Source organism: Mycobacterium sp. DL99, from assembly GCF_004762045.1.
Classification (GTDB): Bacteria; Actinomycetota; Actinomycetes; order Mycobacteriales; family Mycobacteriaceae; genus Mycobacterium.
Map to the genome: position 1 here is coordinate 3,349,224 of NZ_SJOM01000007.1, position 16,700 is coordinate 3,365,923.

The 16,700-nt window shown below is 65.8% G+C and carries 21 protein-coding genes; 10 read left to right on the forward strand and 11 right to left on the reverse strand.

The genetic code is table 11. The annotated features are described in order from the left end of the window. The first annotated feature begins 2 nt into the window (after nucleotides 1–2). Nucleotides 3–332 (forward strand): ArsR/SmtB family transcription factor, encoded by a 330-nt coding sequence (locus tag EYZ64_RS16485; protein WP_135454814.1) that lies wholly within the window; start codon nucleotides 3–5, stop codon nucleotides 330–332. Nucleotides 333–398: 66 nt separating this feature from the next. Beyond that, the gene (locus EYZ64_RS16490) at nucleotides 399–1,022 is read left to right on the forward strand and encodes a methyltransferase family protein (protein ID WP_135460056.1); all 624 of its coding nucleotides are present in this window, start codon (nucleotides 399–401) and stop codon (nucleotides 1,020–1,022) included. Here EYZ64_RS16490 and EYZ64_RS16495 read toward each other — a convergent pair. From EYZ64_RS16495 to EYZ64_RS16515, 5 genes are all read right to left on the reverse strand, one after another. Next, complete coding sequence (locus EYZ64_RS16495) at nucleotides 1,012–1,407, reverse strand: tautomerase family protein (RefSeq protein ID WP_135454816.1); 396 nt, start codon at nucleotides 1,405–1,407, stop codon at nucleotides 1,012–1,014. The genes EYZ64_RS16490 and EYZ64_RS16495 overlap by 11 nt on opposite strands. A gap of 97 nt (nucleotides 1,408–1,504) precedes the next feature. Next, nucleotides 1,505–2,776, reverse strand: a complete 1,272-nt coding sequence (locus EYZ64_RS16500) for a S1C family serine protease (RefSeq protein WP_450071923.1) — start codon at nucleotides 2,774–2,776, stop codon at nucleotides 1,505–1,507. Nucleotides 2,777–3,159: 383 nt separating this feature from the next. Then, on the reverse strand, nucleotides 3,160–3,723 hold the full coding sequence (locus EYZ64_RS16505) for a GNAT family N-acetyltransferase (RefSeq protein WP_167857855.1): 564 nt from the start codon (nucleotides 3,721–3,723) through the stop codon (nucleotides 3,160–3,162). A gap of 34 nt (nucleotides 3,724–3,757) precedes the next feature. Further along, the gene (locus EYZ64_RS16510; protein ID WP_135454820.1) at nucleotides 3,758–4,168 is read right to left on the reverse strand and encodes a transglycosylase family protein; all 411 of its coding nucleotides are present in this window, start codon (nucleotides 4,166–4,168) and stop codon (nucleotides 3,758–3,760) included. A 399-nt stretch (nucleotides 4,169–4,567) separates the two neighbouring features. Beyond that, complete coding sequence (locus EYZ64_RS16515; RefSeq protein WP_135454822.1) at nucleotides 4,568–5,923, reverse strand: alpha/beta hydrolase-fold protein; 1,356 nt, start codon at nucleotides 5,921–5,923, stop codon at nucleotides 4,568–4,570. A gap of 149 nt (nucleotides 5,924–6,072) precedes the next feature. Here EYZ64_RS16515 and EYZ64_RS16520 point away from each other — a divergent pair, with 149 nt between their 5' ends. The 3 genes from EYZ64_RS16520 (at nucleotide 6,073) to EYZ64_RS16530 (ending at nucleotide 8,202) form a co-directional block, all read left to right on the forward strand. Continuing rightward, complete coding sequence (locus tag EYZ64_RS16520; protein WP_135454823.1) at nucleotides 6,073–7,089, forward strand: TIGR03617 family F420-dependent LLM class oxidoreductase; 1,017 nt, start codon at nucleotides 6,073–6,075, stop codon at nucleotides 7,087–7,089. Between the two features lie 68 nt (nucleotides 7,090–7,157). Next, on the forward strand, nucleotides 7,158–7,547 hold the full coding sequence (locus EYZ64_RS16525; protein WP_135454825.1) for a TA system antitoxin ParD family protein: 390 nt from the start codon (nucleotides 7,158–7,160) through the stop codon (nucleotides 7,545–7,547). 37 nt (nucleotides 7,548–7,584) lie between these two features. Next, the gene (locus tag EYZ64_RS16530; protein ID WP_135454827.1) at nucleotides 7,585–8,202 is read left to right on the forward strand and encodes an ATPase; all 618 of its coding nucleotides are present in this window, start codon (nucleotides 7,585–7,587) and stop codon (nucleotides 8,200–8,202) included. Here the strand turns inward: EYZ64_RS16530 and EYZ64_RS16535 are convergent. From EYZ64_RS16535 to EYZ64_RS16545, 3 genes are read right to left on the reverse strand one after another with little or no spacing between them, the layout of a single operon-like run. After that, nucleotides 8,152–8,505 (reverse strand): thiocyanate hydrolase, encoded by a 354-nt coding sequence (locus tag EYZ64_RS16535; protein WP_135454829.1) that lies wholly within the window; start codon nucleotides 8,503–8,505, stop codon nucleotides 8,152–8,154. The two genes, EYZ64_RS16530 and EYZ64_RS16535, sit on opposite strands and share 51 nt — an antisense overlap. 10 nt (nucleotides 8,506–8,515) lie before the next feature. Further along, on the reverse strand, nucleotides 8,516–9,241 hold the full coding sequence (gene scnC, locus EYZ64_RS16540; protein WP_135454831.1) for a thiocyanate hydrolase subunit gamma: 726 nt from the start codon (nucleotides 9,239–9,241) through the stop codon (nucleotides 8,516–8,518). 33 nt (nucleotides 9,242–9,274) lie between these two features. Continuing rightward, complete coding sequence (locus EYZ64_RS16545) at nucleotides 9,275–10,099, reverse strand: SH3-like domain-containing protein (protein WP_135454833.1); 825 nt, start codon at nucleotides 10,097–10,099, stop codon at nucleotides 9,275–9,277. Nucleotides 10,100–10,317: 218 nt separating this feature from the next. Between EYZ64_RS16545 and EYZ64_RS16550 the strand changes: the two genes are divergently transcribed. Together EYZ64_RS16550 and EYZ64_RS16555 are read left to right on the forward strand one after the other, a co-directional pair. Beyond that, nucleotides 10,318–10,956 (forward strand): FKBP-type peptidyl-prolyl cis-trans isomerase, encoded by a 639-nt coding sequence (locus EYZ64_RS16550; protein WP_167857856.1) that lies wholly within the window; start codon nucleotides 10,318–10,320, stop codon nucleotides 10,954–10,956. Between the two features lie 48 nt (nucleotides 10,957–11,004). Continuing rightward, complete coding sequence (locus EYZ64_RS16555; RefSeq protein ID WP_135454835.1) at nucleotides 11,005–11,610, forward strand: class I SAM-dependent methyltransferase; 606 nt, start codon at nucleotides 11,005–11,007, stop codon at nucleotides 11,608–11,610. Here EYZ64_RS16555 and EYZ64_RS16560 read toward each other — a convergent pair. After that, nucleotides 11,607–12,131, reverse strand: coding sequence for a putative immunity protein (locus EYZ64_RS16560; protein ID WP_135454837.1), 525 nt, complete (start codon nucleotides 12,129–12,131; stop codon nucleotides 11,607–11,609). The two genes, EYZ64_RS16555 and EYZ64_RS16560, sit on opposite strands and share 4 nt — an antisense overlap. Nucleotides 12,132–12,267: 136 nt before the next feature. On the opposite strand from EYZ64_RS16560, the gene EYZ64_RS16565 reads away from it, so the two are divergent. Beyond that, entirely contained in the window at nucleotides 12,268–12,684 is a 417-nt protein-coding gene (locus EYZ64_RS16565) for a hypothetical protein (RefSeq protein WP_135454839.1), read from the forward strand. Between the two features lie 51 nt (nucleotides 12,685–12,735). Further along, nucleotides 12,736–14,097, forward strand: a complete 1,362-nt coding sequence (locus EYZ64_RS16570) for a TIGR01777 family oxidoreductase (protein ID WP_135454841.1) — start codon at nucleotides 12,736–12,738, stop codon at nucleotides 14,095–14,097. Here EYZ64_RS16570 and EYZ64_RS16575 read toward each other — a convergent pair. Then, nucleotides 14,087–14,644 carry a hypothetical protein gene (locus tag EYZ64_RS16575; RefSeq protein WP_135454843.1) on the reverse strand — a complete coding sequence of 186 codons (558 nt, stop codon included), beginning with the start codon at nucleotides 14,642–14,644 and terminating at the stop codon, nucleotides 14,087–14,089. The genes EYZ64_RS16570 and EYZ64_RS16575 overlap by 11 nt on opposite strands. 190 nt (nucleotides 14,645–14,834) lie before the next feature. Between EYZ64_RS16575 and EYZ64_RS16580 the strand changes: the two genes are divergently transcribed. After that, nucleotides 14,835–16,052, forward strand: a complete 1,218-nt coding sequence (locus EYZ64_RS16580; protein WP_135454845.1) for an NAD(P)/FAD-dependent oxidoreductase — start codon at nucleotides 14,835–14,837, stop codon at nucleotides 16,050–16,052. 44 nt (nucleotides 16,053–16,096) lie between these two features. Here the strand turns inward: EYZ64_RS16580 and EYZ64_RS16585 are convergent, their stop codons facing one another. Then, on the reverse strand, nucleotides 16,097–16,666 hold the full coding sequence (locus tag EYZ64_RS16585) for a transposase (protein ID WP_135454847.1): 570 nt from the start codon (nucleotides 16,664–16,666) through the stop codon (nucleotides 16,097–16,099). Nucleotides 16,667–16,700: the final 34 nt, after the last annotated feature.

Here is a 16,700-nt window from a genome sequence, read left to right on the forward strand (position 1 = left end):
GCGTGGAGACGCTGACTCACGTGACGGTATTGGCTCGGTTCGGACACGCCCTGTCGGATCAGACGCGGTCCAAGATCCTGCTGGCGCTCAAGGATTCCCCCGCCTACCCGGCCGATCTGGCCGAGGCGGCAGGAGTGTCCCGGCAGAGCATGTCGAATCACCTTGCCTGCCTACGGGGTTGCGGTCTGGTGGTAGCGGTGCCCGAAGGCCGGCGCACCCGCTACGAACTGGCCGATCCCAAGCTCGCCCACGCATTGAACGATCTGCTGCAGGTGGTGCTGGCCGCTGACGCCGAGCACTGTCCCAGTGCAGTCTCGGATGAGTGCTGTTGACGGCGCCCGGCCGACGATGACTGTTGCCTGAACTGCAGCGACTGACCACCTGAGGAGATGACGACCATGGCCGTGACCGCGCTGATTCTCTACCTGATCTTCGCGGTGCTGGGGTTCGGCTGGCGAAGTTGGCTCCAGTACCGGCAGACCGGGTCGACGGGATTCCGCGGCATTCACGGAAATCCCGGCTCGCTCGAATGGTTGGCCGGTGTCGGATTCATCGCTGCGATCATCGTCGGCGTTGCCGCTCCGGTCGCGCAACAGCTCGGCTTCGTCACACCGATCGCCCTCCTGCATGCCCCGTGGATCCAGGGTCTGGGCACACTGCTGGCCGTTGCCGGAATCGCCTTCACCGTCTATGCCCAACTGGACATGGGCGACTCCTGGCGAATCGGTGTCGATCCCAGCGAGACAACAACATTGGTGCGCACCGGGGTTTTCGGGACCGTGCGCAATCCGATCTTCGCCGCCATGCTCGTCTTCGCCGGCGGAATCACCCTGATGACGCCCAATCCGGTCGCACTCTTGGCCTTCGTCGTGTTGTCGGCCACGATCGAACTGCAGGTCAGGGTCGTCGAAGAGCCCTACCTGCTACGCACACACGGCCAGGCGTATCGCGACTATTGCACGACGGTCGGGCGATTTCTGCCCGGTGTCGGACGTCAGAAGAACTCCCAGTTCAGACGTTGACGTCGAAACCCAGGTCGATATCGCAGGCCGCCCGCCCACCACGAACACCCCAGTTCTCCAGTGCGCTTTCACGCAGGACGATCGTGATGTGATCAGCCGGGATGTCCAGCGTCTCCAGACGAGTGACGATCTCCCGGTAGAGATTTCGCTTGGCCTGCACCGAGCGGCCGGCGAAGCAGTCGATGGCCACAAGCGTGTACAACTCGGGGCTGGTAAGGCCCGGCGAACACGAGAACCGATGTGGTTCATGGGATACCAGCCGGACATGCTTGTCGCCGGGAGGTATCTGGAACGCGGTCACCAGCGCATCGTGCACCGCATCGATGATCGCCACCTCTTCTGATTCGGTGTACGGGCGCCTGACCTCGATGAGTGTGCTGGGCATCCAGGCATCGTCACACATGTGGCGCGCGACCGTCATCCCATTTTCGCTGTGCGACCCCAGCCCGGAAACACCAGGCTGGGGCCTCGCACCGCGGTCGTTACGCCTGCACCTGCCCCAGGGTGACGTCCACGGTGCGCGATGCTCCGGACGGGTCCTCATAGGTCAGCGTCACGGTGTCGCCCGGTGCCTTGGAGCGCACAGCAGCGACCAGCGCATCGGGACCGTCGATCACCTTGTTGTCGAGCTTGGTGATCACCGCGCCTTTGGGCAGGCCTGCGGCTGCCGCCGGGCCACCGTTGACGACTCCGGCGACCGCTGCGCCGCTGGTGTCGGTGCCGGAGAGTTGAACACCCAGCGAGGCGTGCTGAACGGTTCCGGTCGAAACCAGCTCGTCGGCAATACGTTTGGCCTGATCCACCGGGATGGCGAAGCCCAGACCAATCGACCCGGCCTGCCCGCCGCCCTGCGAACCTTGGCCGCCACCCAACGATGCGATGGCCGAATTGACCCCGATGAGGTCACCGTTCATGTCGACCAGTGCGCCCCCGGAGTTGCCCGGATTGATCGCCGCGTCCGTCTGAATGGCACTCATCACCGACTGCTGGCCAGTCTGCCCGTCGCCGGTCGCGACCGGGCGATCCAACGCGCTGATGATGCCTGTCGTCACCGTTCCCTGAAGGCCCAGCGGTGAGCCGACCGCAACCACGTTCTGCCCCACCTTCAGATCGTTCGACGAACCGATCGTGATCGGGGTGAGCCCAGAGATGTTCTGCGCCTTCACCACCGCGATGTCGTCGGCCGGGTCGGTGCCCACAACAGAGAACGGCACGGTACGACCGTCGGACATCGTCACGGTCGCCTTCATTGCGCCGCTGGTCCGTCCGGAGCTGTTGGCCGAAGGTCCGTCCGGCGAATACTGCTCGTCACCGGGGAACTGACCGCCCGGCATCCGTCCGCCGGGGAACAGGCCGCGCGGGAATCCCGGCGCCTGGTCACCGGGTGAAGCCTCGGCGGCCATCGGCCCCTGATCGCCGGTACCTCTGGCGGCGGCGGCCACGACGTGGTTGTTGGTCAGGATCAGCCCGTCTTCGCTGAGGACGATGCCCGAGCCTTCCTCACGCCCCTGTCCAGTCTCGATCTGCAGTTTCACCACGCTGGGCAGCACCTTGGCCGAGACCTGTTCGACCGATCCGGCCGGTGCCGAACCCTTCGGCTGCGCCGGAACGGCTCCTGTGGCAGGCGACTGTTTGCCGATGCGGTCGGCGGTCGGCGCCTGGGCAACCGGCATGGGCTTTCCGGAATGGTCCACCACCGCTACTGCTGCGACTGCTCCGGTAGCCATGGCGACTGCGGCCGTGCCAGCGACCAGCACGCCAACACGGGACTTCTTCTTCGGCTGTGAAATTTCCTGTGCGACAGGCATGTCGAACTTCTGGCTCATCTCAGGATGCAGCCCATAATGCGGGTACGGCTGCTGGTAGCCCCTCCGGCTCCACGGGCTCGGATTCCGTTGATCCGCCGCCTGGTTCGCTTCCCATTCCCGATTGCTATTTTGCGGCGACATCCCCGACCACTCGTTCATCCACTTGCCTCTTCCCTTGCGACACCGACATTTATGCGCCGTGCCGGCGCCTACCTAGATGTTGCCGCCCCGTACTGAGGGTTTGCTGAGAGTGAGTTCGGCGCGGCCCAAGACTTTGCCTGACCGCACGTGGGCACGGTCACACGGCGTAGAGGCGACACGCGAAAGCGCTACTGCGGCAGGAACGTCCCCAGCCGGACGGTCGCGAGCACCTGTTCGGCCCCGAACTGCTCAAAGGTTCCCACTCGTGTGAAGCCGAGGCGGTCGGCCAGGCGAAGCGCGGACGCATTTGCCGCCTGGGTGACGATCACGATCGGCTGGTCAACGAGTTGCTGTGCGGCGCAGCGTAGTAACGCACGCGCCGCGTCGGCCGCATAGCCCCTGCCCCACGCATGTGCCCGAAAGACATAGCTGAGCTCCAACTCACCGCCACCGTCCTGCACATGACCGGGCAATTCCGCATCGCGTCGGCTGAGTGTCACCATGCCGAGCATGTCGTCGGATTCCCGGTCGGCCACGATGTAGCAGCCATCGGCGGCCAACAACGTTGCCGCCCCGATTGAGGTCACCACAGCGCGGACATCCGCCTGGACACGGGGACCGCCGAGGAAACGGCGCACCCGCTCATCGGTCTGCGTCTCGATGAGCCCCTCTTCGTCGTCGTCGCGTCCCTTTCTGAGCCGCACCCGCTCGGCCTCGATGCGGGCAGCGGTGAGTATCTGCTGGTCGTCCATTCGCGCTGGAACAGTTCCGGGGGCGAAGGGGCGATCAGCCCAGCGGATTGAGCACCAAGGTGCACAACCGTGGCAGGTTTCTCAGTGGGATCCAGACCATCACCTGCCGGCAGGTTCCGGTGGCCTGGCCGATCGGTCCGCCGCACACCGGCCACGCTCCGAGGCCTTGAGTTTGCATCACGTTGCGGGCCACGCGAATCTGCTCCTCGCGACTCGCCGCGGCAGGCGACCCCGTTCCCCCATGGGAGGCCCACGTGGCCGGGGTGAACTGCAGCCCACCATAGAAGCCGTTACCGGTGTCAGCTGACCAGTTCCCGCCCGATTCGCATTGCGCCATCGCATCCCAGTTCGGTTCTGCGCCGGCGTGCGGGACTGTCAGGAGGGTCTGAGCCATGGCGATCGCACCGATGAACCCGAACACGGTGACGACCTTGCGCACGCGCATGTCGATCCCTTCATGGCGGCATGCACTGACCGTGCACGCCGATAATGGCGGGGCGAGAGGCCATTTTCAGCCCATCGTGATACGGAGTTTACCGATGAGGCGAAAGTAAAATAGCCGTGCTAGAGAGTCTAATTATCTTCTTTGAGTTTATTTAATAGTTATGCGGTTCTTGTGGCCAATGGGGAAGGCGATACTTCACCACTGAGGCAACGTAAGTGCAGGTCACAGGCCCAGCTTCGGGAACGGGGTCGGGCCGAAGACGCGCGGCACCGTCTCATAAATTTCCGCGCCGACTGCTGTGGTAATTGGCCACTACCGTGAAATTAGTTTCTGGTGCGTCGGCAGTGAAAGAAATGAATTCTGGTGCAACTGTGACAGATGAGGTAGATGTGATTTCTGTTACAAGACGTTGCTGACGACACTCGCCGGGCGCAGGCGGGCGATGATCCCGTCGAGGTCGATGAAGAACATGTCGGGACGGAAGACGTGACCTCCTGGCACCTCATGTGCGTCATACGGGATACCGGCCTGGCCGAGCAGGCTACGGAACTCCCGCTGACCGGCGAGCACCTCGGTCTCGTTGGCGCTGTCGAACCAGTTGACCGGGTCTGGACTGGTACCGGCGACAAGGAAGATTCGTTTGTTGCGGTAGCTCTCGATCCGCTCGACCGGGTTGTCGGCACTGACCCTGGCCTGGTCCCAGAATGGGGCGCCGTAAACGGTTCCGCCGGCCAGATCCAGAACCGCCGACGTGATGTTCGCCCAGTGCACCACGAGGCCGAAATCGCGGCGCAGGCTGGCCGGGCCCGAATGGGCACTGACCGAGGCGAAGTGACCGTAATACTTGGCCGCGTACTTCAGCGCGCCGAAACCGCCCATCGAGAAGCCACCGACTGCGCGGCCGTCGTACTCCGCATACGTCCGGAAATTCGCTTCGATCCACGGCAGCAGCTGGGCGATGTGGAACGTCTCCCAGTTGCGCGGTCCGACGAATGACGTGACCGGGTTGGAATACCACCCGGCGTGCCCGCCGTCGGGCATCACCACGATGATCGGCTTGGCGGCCGTCCAGTCGCGGATACCCATGAAGTCGAACGAGCGGAAGTCGTCGTTGCCGCCGTGGAACATGTAGAGCACGGGATAGGTGCGGCCGCTCGTGTGGTAATCGTCGGGAAGCAGGACGTTGACGCCGGGGTTCCAGCCGATGGCGGCGGTCTGGAATCGGTAGTACCACAGCCGCGGATCGTTCTCATTGCGGTCCACGATCCGCAGGCCGAATCCGTCGCTGCGACCGCTGAATATGACCAGCGCCTGCCCCGGGTTGATGTGGCCGGGGTCGGGGATGCCGTTGACACCGGCGATCGGCGGATAGAACGAGGCGTCACCATAGAAGCGTGAAGCCAACGCCGACAACGTATCTCCGGGGGCGATGATGTATCTCTTCAGTTCCGGGACGATGAGCCGCTGCCCCGGATTGAGGGCGTCGCCCTCGGCAATCCCGCTGGCGGCTGCGATCAACCGGGACAACTCCGGATGCCCGTAGAAACGCGAGGCCACGGCCGGCAACGTGTCCCCGGGTGCCACGGTGTACCGCGCATAGTCGGGAAAGACCAGTTTCTGTCCGACGTTGACGACGTTGGGGTTGGGAATTGCGCTGGCCGCCGCGATCAGCCGGTACAGGTCCGCGTCTCCGTAGAACCGCAACGCCAATGCTGACAGAGTCTCCCCCGCCACGACCGTATGAATCCTGACCATGGGTCCCCTCCTTCAGTTGCAACGAGCTCTGGTTGACGACGAGTCCGATTGCCCTGATCTCCCACAAGTCTAGGCGCCCAGTGGCGTGAAACGGTTGACTTCAAAGGCATTACAGGTACGCGGCACCAACGCTCACGTACGCTCCCCACGTGTACGTCGACGTGATGACCGTTCCGCAGCCGCTGGCAAAAATCGGCGACCTTGCCCGTCGTACCCAGTCCGCCGGATTCTCCGGGCTCCTACTCACCGAAACCGGCCGCACCGCGTACCTCAATGCGGCGGTCGCGTCTCAGTCCGCTCCCGGCCTGGAGCTCTCGACCGGTGTCGCCGTTGCGTTTCCGCGCAGTCCGTTCATCACCGCGGCGTCGGCCTGGGAACTCCAGGAGGCAACGGATGGCAGGTTTCGGCTCGGCATCGGCACCCAGGTCCGCACGCACGTGGTCCGGCGCTACGGGATGCCCTTCGAGCGACCGGGCCCACGCCTGCGCGACTACGTGCTGGCCGTGAAGGCCTGCTTCGCCGCATTCCGCACTGGCAAGCTCGATCATCACGGGGATTTCTACGACCTCGACTTCATCACCGCCCAGTGGAGCCCCGGACCGATCGACGCACCCGATCCCAAGGTCGACATCGCCGCCGTGAATCCGTGGATGCTGCGCATGGCCGGCGAAGTTGCCGACGGCGTACACGTCCATCCGATCGGCGAGCCGGGCTACATCGCCCGCCACGTGCTGCCCAACCTGGCCGCGGGCGCTGCCAAGGCGGGCCGCTCCCCCGCCGATATCGCCAAGATCATCCCCGTGATGACGATCGTCGGCGACAGCGACGAAGAACGCGCCAACGAGCGCGAGTTCGTGCGGGCCAGCATGAGCTTCTACGGCAGCACGCCGAACTATGCCTTCATCTGGGACGAGGCGGGTTTCGACGGCACCACCGCACGCCTGCGCGAAAAGCAGAAAGCCGGTGACATCGCCGGCATGGCAGCCCAGATCACCGACGATCACATCGCCGCCTTTGCCACCGAATCGACCTGGGATGGACTCGCGGACGCGTTGACGGCCAAATACGCCGGAATCGCCACCCGCATCGTGCTCTACAACGCGCTCGGCGGGCCCGAACGATTCGAGCGGTACGGCGAGATCGCGAAGCGATTGACGGCGATATAACACCAGGACAAGCCAGCTTCGTAGCATTCTGCTACGCTGGTTTCAGACTGCTACAACGGAGGTCCATCATGACCGAAACCGCAGATCGGGTAACCCGGTTCGCCGCCGACCTGATGGACAGTGCCGCCGCGGAAGGCGCACGTCAGAGCCGGTCGGCCAAGCAGCAACTCGACCACTGGGCCCGTGTGGGCCGGGCCGTGTCGAGCCAGCACAGTGCGGCACGCCGCAAGGTGGAGTCCGCGTTGGCAGGCGATACCCCGCTCCGGGAGTTGACGGCCGAGGAAGGCGCGGTGTTCGACGCCGAGATCACCGCCTCGATCGAGGAGAGCCTGGCGCGCGCCGACTACGGCAAGACGCTGGCCGGACGCGGGATCACCACCGTGGCGCTCGACGAGAATGGCGAGATCGTGCAGTACCGCCCCGACGGCAGCACTGCGGTACTGGCGCACCAGCGGTGATCGTGGCTTGCGCTGATCTGGACCGTACCGCCGCACGGTGAAGCGCCTCGACCTCGTCGTCGGCTGCAACGGCGCCGGCAAATCCACCTTCGTCGAACTCACCCTCTCACCGCTGCTCCCCGGCAGCGCATTCGTCAACGCAGACGAAATCGCCAAACGACGCTGGCCCGAAGACCCGGCCCCGCACTCCTACGAGGCGGCGCTGGTCGCCGCCGAAACCCGGGCCAAACTCATCGAGCTCGGTGAGTCCTTCATCGCCGAGACGGTGTTCTCCCACCCGTCCAAGCTCGAGCTAATCGACACCGCACACGCGGCGGGGTACACCGTGATCCTGCACTGCGTCCTGATCCCCGAAGACCTGGCTGTGCAACGAGTGCACCACCGGGTGCGGGCCGGCGGCCACGACGTCCCCGAGACGAAGATTCGTGAACGCTACCAACGACTTTGGAATCTTGTAGCGATCGCCGCGGTGCGGGTGGACTCGGCGATGTTCTACGACAACAGCACCATCAGAGGCCCGCGGATCGTCGCTCAGATCGCCGGCGGATTCGTCGTCGGGTCACCCACGTGGCCGAAATGGACACCGCCGGTACTGAATTCCCGGTCAGTCCGCCTCGAGTCGGGCCCGGACCTCCCGCATACGTTCGGCCAGTGACTGCTCATCGATGATGTTCCTGGCAATCAGCGAATGCGTCAGTGCGGCAAGCTGGTTCTCCGGGTACGGCAGCGTCACGTACACCTCGTTGACCAGACGGTCCTCATCGTTTCGGCGGGTGAGCAACGGCAGAGTCACTCCCTCGTGGTCGAGTGCGTCGCATATCCCGTCCAGACTCGACTTCCACGGCGGTACCAGGTTGGAGACGCCATACTTCTGCGCCATGCGGGGCCACACCTGCCCGCGCCCGACAAGCTCCTCCAGCGTCCGCACCCTGACTGTCGTCACGTCGTCGTCTGCCATCGACTGTCCCTCAGTACCCTTCGGCCGGCCGGACCGCTGCATGCACCGGACGCTGCGCATTCGTCGTCACGCCTGGCTTCGGCAGGGCAACACCGATCATGCAATCGCGGGTGACGATCTCGGCGAGTTGCTCCTCGGTCCAGCCCTCGGTTCCGGCGGGCCGGACCGGCATCACCAGGAATCGGCGTTTGGAATTGGAGTCCTCGATACGGATCTCGACGTCATCGGGCAGGAAAAGGCCGAACTCCCCGAGTACCTGACGCGGCCAGCGCACGATCCGACGCCGGTAGTTGGGCGTCCGATACCACTCAGGAGAGTTGCCGAGAAGCGGCCGCGGATAACACGAGCACAAGGTGCAGACGATCACGTGATGCAAAGTCGGCGTGTTCTCGAGCACCTCCAGCGCCGTGAAGTCACTGGGCGTCCCGAATCCGGTCGGGTGCAGCCAATCGATTCCCACTTCCTTACTGGCGGCGATGGGATCCGTGAGCGCCAGCTGCTTGAAATCCGGATCGACCCAGGCCTTCGCGACGAATCGCGACCCCGGCGCCGGTCCGATCTGTTCGACGAACTCGGTGTAGTGCCGATGGTCTTCGGCGGTGAACAGGCCCTTCTCGATAGCCAATTCGCGTAGCGCGATCTCCAGGACCTCGAAATCGGTCACTTCCTCGACCATCGGGGCCGCGTGCCGCTCAGGAGCATCGTGATGTGAATGTGCGGCGTCGTCGTGCGTCATTTCGCATTCCTGTTCGTCCGTCGAATGAACGGTCTAACCGAGCGGCTGCAACCACAATTCGGAGATCTCGGCCTGAAGGGTGTCGCCTTCGGCGCCCGCGTACGGGTCCCAGACATCTGTCATGTTGAAGCGCACGATGTAGAACCACTGAGGCTTCTGCTCTTCGCGGTCGAACGCCTCGTCCTCGGGCACCAGGCTCTCGTAGGACACCTCGACGACCGTCGCCGGTTTGCCGCGCAGATACTCCTGGGTCCGGGTGTAGAAGATCGTCGGGAGATCCCGCACACGCACCCGATCACCGACGGCGAACCGAGGAGTGCCGGCCTGGCCGGCGAACCGTTGCGGATCGCCCTTCCCCAGCGCCTCGATGTGATGGCGGTTCCTCGAGACCGTCGTCGGATCACCGACGCTGCGCGGTGCGGCCGACAGCGCGTCCACGGCACCTGCGGCCACGCGGGCGCGCACCTCATCGACTCGCTCCAACAACTCGCGAAGCGTGATGTGGTCCTTCTCGACCAGGAGTCGGGCGATAGCCCACACCCACCGGCCGTAATAGGGGAAGCCGTGGTAGATCGTCCGCCCCACATCGACGTTTCCCAGCCGCCGCCGTTCTTCGGACGTCCAAATGCCACGCCAGCCGAGAACCTCACACGTGACAAAGGTATTGAGTTCCCACGCCTCTTCTTCTTTTTCTTCGAAGATCGCCGGGGCGTCAGGATCGCCGCCGACGTCGTGCGGGTTCTTCATGAAGGCACCGAAGAGGGTGTGGTGTATCTGATCGGGATAAGGCCAGTCCTGGAGCCGATGTAGTGCTGGGCGCAACTGGCTGACAAAGTCACCCATGGAATTGTTGGCCATAATCCGTGTCCTCGGGTGTGGATAAACGGTCTGCCTGCGGCGACGCTATCACGGGCAAACAGCATCCCGTGCCTATCGATGAATATCTCGACCCACCCCGTATCGAATTGTTGCATTTTCACAATTCCGACAGAATTCACCGATCCCGACGATGAGGGAACCGGCGAGTGCCCGGCTATCGGCGGGCACCACTTCCCGCCGCTGTAGCGTGACGAGGCATGAACTCCTTTCGCGTGCCTTCCTCCGTTGCGCTCGTGGCCTGTGCCGCGTCGTTGACCATGGCGCTCGCCGCGTGCGGCTCCGACACGGAAAAGTCCTCGGCCACCTCCTCGCCGAGCACGCCGTCGGTCGCCGAGGTGCTCACGCCCTCGATCGCCGAGACCGCAACCGAGGCCAGCACGTGCCCGACCGCAGCGCCCCAGAACGCGGGCGCCCCCGAATGGACGATGTCCGGGGCGACCGGCAGCGTCGCGGTCACCGGCTCCACCGATACCGCGGCGCCTGTGGTCAAGGTCGACGGACCGTTCAGCGTGGCCCAGACGCAGGTGCAGACCCTCAAGGCCGGCGATGGGCCCGTCGTCGCACCGTCGGCCAACGTCACCGTCTGCTACATGGGCGTCAACGGACGCGACGGATCGGTGTTCGACAGCAGCTACCAACGTGGCGAACCGGTCGACTTCCCGCTCAACGGCGTCGTGCCGGGCTTCCAGAAAGCCATTTCAGGACAGAAGGTCGGGTCCACCGTGGCGGTGGCGATGACCTCTGCCGACGGTTACCCCCAGGGGCAGCCCGCTGCCGGTATCCAGCCGGGCGACTCGTTGGTCTTCGCGATCAAGATCCTCGACGCCCAGGGCTGAGCCACACCGCCCGGCCCGGGCCCGGCATCCGCTTGCAACAATGCTCACATGGTCGAGCGGAGTATCTGGATGCAAAAGGTCGCGGCCGATCCCGGGCATTCGAACTGGTACATCGAACGCTTTCGTGCCATGGCGCGCGCCGGTGAGGACCTGGCCGGGGAAGCTCGCCTGATCGACGCGATGGCGTCGCGCAATGCCCGCATCCTGGATGCCGGCTGCGGTCCCGGCCGGGTAGGCGGATATCTGGCCGCGGCCGGACACCAGGTGGTCGGCGTCGACGTCGACCCGGCATTGATCGAAGCAGCCAAGAAGGACCATCCCGGACCGCGGTGGCTCGTCGGCGACCTTGCCGAGCTCGACCTGCCGGCACGGGGCATCGCCGACGCGTTCGACATCATCGTGTCGGCAGGCAACGTGATGACATTCCTCGCCCCGAGCACCCGGGTCCAGGTCCTGACCCGACTGCGCGCCCATCTCGCCGACGACGGCCGTGCGGTGATCGGATTCGGAGCCGGCCGCGAATACGAGTTCGGTCAGTTCCTCGACGACGCGGCGACGGCCGGTTTCACCCCGGACCTGTTGCTGTCCACGTGGGATGTGCGGCCCTTCACCGAAGACTCGGATTTTCTCGTCGCGATCCTGCGCCCCGCCTAGCTCGACCCGTTCGGGAAGACCGACCAACAGATGTCATTGCGCCGCCGTTGGTCGTCGAGGACCAGGTCTCGAATGGCGTCCGGCAGTTGGTCGCGCTGCCACTGACATTCGAGTCGACCCGCGGCGTCAGCATCTCCTTTCGGGGCCGCTGCGCGCACGGCTTTGATGGCGTACGCCGCCGCACCGAGTTCGTGCGCTGCCACATGGGCCACAGCCCCGGCCTGACCGGCCGCATACGCCGCGTGCCGCGCCGGCCCGCGCAGGCTTCGGGCCGCGCCCATGGCGTGACCGCCCGCTGCGCGCGCCTGCATCATCTTGACCTCACCGCGGACCCAGGCCCGGGCGTGATCGATGGCCTGACGCGGTCGAGGATCCCCGGGTTGAACCGACTCGAAAAGATACAGCACGTGCTCTGCACACGACGCCGCCCACAAGGCGAGGAGGCGATGATCCGGATCGGTCAGGGTCCCGCCGCGTCGGATGGTGCTGAAGCGAGGATCGCGGATCTTGGGAAGGATCACCGCCGGCCCACTCGATCGGATCGCGCGACAGCCATGTGCCAAGGGTGCCACGGGTAGCGAGCGCCTTGCTCGCGGCTATTGCCACAGGCGCCCACATCGTTCTACTATCGCGTGTAGTAGTTCGAATGGGGGTCCTGTGACGACACCGACAACCGTTCAGACACAACGCTTTCTGCGCCTGACAGCATGGACATTCCTGGCCGGCTGGGGATTGCACGTGCTCGACCATCTGCTCCGCGGAATGTCGGCATCACCGATGTTCGTCATGGCCGGCGGCATGATTCAGGGCGTGGTCGTCATCATCGCGATCACCATGGCCTTGCGCGGTCATCCCCGAGCGGCCGACGTCGCGATCTTCACCGGTGTCGGCAGCGCGCTGCTGTTCACCTATGCACATCTGCTGCCGAATTTCTGGCCGGATTTCCAGGACAGCTACCTCAGCGGTCCCCGCATCAATGTCACCTGGTTCTCCTGGGTGACAGCCCTTTCCGAGATCGGTACCGGACTGTTGTTCGCCTATGCCGGCATGCGGGCGAGGCAGGCTACCCCGTAAAGGCGGTCACGGAGCCGCCCCCGGCTCGGATCCTGCAGGTAACGTCGTCCGATGGGATTGGTGTACTCCAGCATCGTCGACGCCCCGCAGGACGAAGTCTTCGCCTGGCACAGCCGATCGGGCGCGTTCGCCAGGCTGTCACCGCCGTGGCAGGCGATGCAGCTCAAGTCCGAGGCCACTTCACTGCGCGACGGCCGCGCTGAACTCGCGCTCCCCGGCGGGCTGCGCTGGGTGGCTGAGCACCAGGCCGACGCGTACGACCCGCCACGACGCTTCGTCGACCAGATAGCCCGCGGTGGGCCGGCCTCGCTGCCCGCGGCACTGGCGTTGCGCTGGAAGCACATTCACGAATTCGAAGCCGTCGACGCCACCCACACCCGGATGACCGACCGTGTCGAGACGCTGGTGCCCGGCCATTTCCTGCGTCCGATGTTCGCCTACCGTCATCGCCAACTCGCCGACGACCTCGCGGCCCACCAAGAGGCCCGCGCACAGGGACTGGCGCCGCTGACGGTCGCGGTCACTGGCGCGTCCGGGTTGGTCGGGTCAGCGTTGACCGCATTTCTGAGCACCGGTGGCCACCGCGTCATCCGGCTGGTCCGCCATGCGGCAGCCAAACCTGCTGAACGGCAATGGAACCCGACCGATCCCGACCCGGACCTGTTCACCGGGGTCGACGCCGTCATCCACCTTGCCGGTGCTTCGATCGCCGGCCGGTTCACCGATGGGCACCGCCGCGCGATTCGCGACAGCCGCATCGGGCCGACCCGCCGGCTCGCCGAACTGATCGCCGACACCGATCCCGGGCCGCGGGTGGTGGTCAGCGCGTCAGCGGTCGGTTTCTACGGGTACGACCGCGCCGACGAGGTTCTCACCGAGACCAGTGAGCGCGGCGATGGGTTCCTCGCCGATGTCGTGGCCGACTGGGAGGACGCGCTGGCCCCGGCGGAACAATCCGGGGCGCGCGTGGTGCGGATCCGTACCGGGATCGTGCAATCTCCGAGCGGCGGCACGCTTCGACTGTTGCGTCCGCTGTTCGCCGTCGGGCTCGGCGGCCGCATCGGCGACGGACAACAATGGTTGCCCTGGATCGGCATCGACGACCTGGTCGACATCTACTACCGCGCGTTGTGGGACGAGGGACTGTCCGGCCCGGTCAACGCCGTGGCCCCGGAGCCGGTGCGCAACGCTGAATACACCGACACGCTCGGCCGCGTCCTGCACCGCCCGACAGTTCTGCCGGTGCCCGCGCTGGGGCCACGGGTACTGCTGGGCGATCAAGGTGCCCGCGAACTGGCCTGCGCCAGCCAGCGGGCCGTTCCTGCGGTTCTTACCGCCGCCGATCACCGCTTCCGCCATCCCCACCTGGATCAGGCGCTGCGCCACGTATTGGGACGCGCGGTTACGGCGTAGGGGCCGCAGGTGGTGCCGGGGGGCGCTGACCCGGTGCGTTGTACTCGTATCCGGGCGGAGGTGGGCCGTTCAGCGAGTAGTAGCCAGGTGGCAGCGCCGGGCCGGCCGGAGCGCTGCCGGGTGCCGGCGCCGTGACCGGTGTCTCCGAGCCGGGAGCGTTGATCGATTTGTAGCCGGGCGGCAGCGGCGGAGCCGGACCTGCGCCGGGAGGCGGTGCGACACCCTCGGGCGCTCCCCCGCCGCCCTGGAAGCCGCCCGGGTCGTGGGCCTGATGCCAGAGATCCCTCAGCGTGCCGACCGGGCCCGATCCGTACTGCCCGGAGCCGTACACCGGGTTCGCGATCTCGGGCACCTGCGGCGGACCGACCGGCGCGGGCGGCGGCGGGGCCGCCAGCGCCGGATCCGACGGTGCCGGTGCCGGGTCGGGCACGACAGGGTCTGCTGCCGCCTGACCGGCGGTGGCCAGCACAGCACCGACGACGGTCAAGCCTGCGATCGCGAGCTTCGCCCCTTTGACGCGGAGCGTGGCCCGATGCACTTCGGTCATCTATCCGGCGGTCCTCTCTGTCTCACCCGCTAGAACTCCTGTTCGGCAAACAGGGCGGGTACCGGGCGGTCCGTGCATCGTCGCACACCCCACCGGTCACGCGCTGTACTCGCGCGACGAACAGGTCGCGTCTGGGCAGCCGGCGCGCTGATCGGCGACCCCGATTTGTCTCGCATGGCAGGCTGAACCAGTGGGGCGAGTACTGATCGTCGGATCAGGTTTCGCCGGGTTGTGGGCGGCGCTCGGTGCGGCCAGGCGCGTCGACGAACTCGGACCAGCGGCGGACGGCGTGCAGATCACGGTGGTCAGCGAGCGTCCCTTCCACGACATCCGCGTCCGCAACTACGAGACCGATCTCACCGACTGCCGAATCCCGTTGGAGAAGCTGCTGGATCCCGTCGGCATCGTCCATGTCCTCGCCGAGGTCACCGCAATCGATGCCGGGGCCCGGAATGTCACGGCGCACCAGGATGGACGAACGCTGACCCTCGGCTACGACCGACTGGTGTTGGCCGCCGGCAGCCGGGTCGCACGACCAGGTATCCCCGGACTGGCCGAGTTCGGTTACGACGTCGACACGTTCGCCGGCGCCAGCCGCCTCGCGGCTCATCTGGATACGTTGGCTGCAAATCCGCAGACATCGGGTGCCGGCACGGTCGTTGTGGTCGGGGCGGGACTGACCGGCATCGAGACCGCCTGCGAATTGCCCACGAGGCTGGCCGCGATCTTCGACGGCTCCCCGGCGCCGAAGGTCCTGCTCGTCGACCACAACCCGCAGGTCGGCTCGGACATGGGCGCCTCGGCGCGCCCGGTGATCGAAACCGCATTGTGCGACAACGGAGTTCAGGTCATGACCGGTGTCAGCGTGCGCGCCGTCGATATCGGCGCAGTGACGTTGTCATCGGGCGACACGATACCCACGGCCACCGTGGTGTGGTGCGCGGGAATGCGCGCCAACGCACTGACGGCGCAACTGCCGGTGACACTGGACCGGTTCGGTCGGCTGCCGGTCGACGACTACCTGCGCGTCGAGGGCGTGCCCGCGGTGTTCGCGGCCGGCGACGTGGCCGCCGCGCGGGTCGACGATGGCCACCTGTCAGTGATGTCGTGTCAACACGGCAGGCCGATGGGCCGATACGCCGGATACAACGTGATCGGCGACCTGCTCGGTCGGCCCATGCGCGCGCTGCGAATCCCTTGGTATGTCACTGTTCTCGATCTAGGCCCGGCCGGTGCGGTCTACACCGAGGGCTGGGATCGCGATGTCGTGGCGACGGGCGCGGCGGCCAAGGCCACCAAGAAGACCATCAACACCGAACGGATCTACCCGCCGCTGACCGGTGACCGACAGGCCCTGCTCGCGGCCGCCGCCCCCGACCTTCAGGCCCGGCCGGCCCGAGGCGCGTAGCGCACCTCAGCCGGTCTGCGTGTCCAGGATCTAGGGCATGTCTCCTAATCGGCAAGGAGCCTGAGCCAGGTACAAACTGCTGAGAGCATCACGCCGGCTCGGTAGGTAAGCGCGAGTTTGTCGTAGCGGGTGGCCAATGCCCGCCACTGCTTGAGGGTGCAGAATGACCGCTCAACGACGTTGCGTCCCTTGTACTTCTCTGCATCGAACTGGACCGGACGTCCCGCGCGACTGCCTCGTCGGACGCGATTGCGTTTCTGGTCGTCCGGTTCGGTGATCACCGCCTCGAGGCCCCGTGCCCGCAGATGCCTCCGGTTGGCTTTCGACGAAAAAGCCTTGTCGCCGAGCACCGCGTCCGGCCGGGTCCGCGCGGCCAAGATCGTGTCCCAGGTTCCGTCGCCGGCATAGCGACGGTGACGCTTCCAGATCGTCTGCCACGGACCGAATTCCGCAGGCACGTCGCGCCACGCAATACCAGCGCGGTACCGGTACACGATGCCCTCGACGACCCGGCGATTGTTCCGCAACGGGCGACCCCGCAGGCCGTCAGAAGACGGCAACATCGGTTCGATCAGCGACCACTGCGCATCGGTGAGGTGTTCGGTGCGAGACACGATGCCCAGTGTCGCCAACGCAGGCACGCGTATC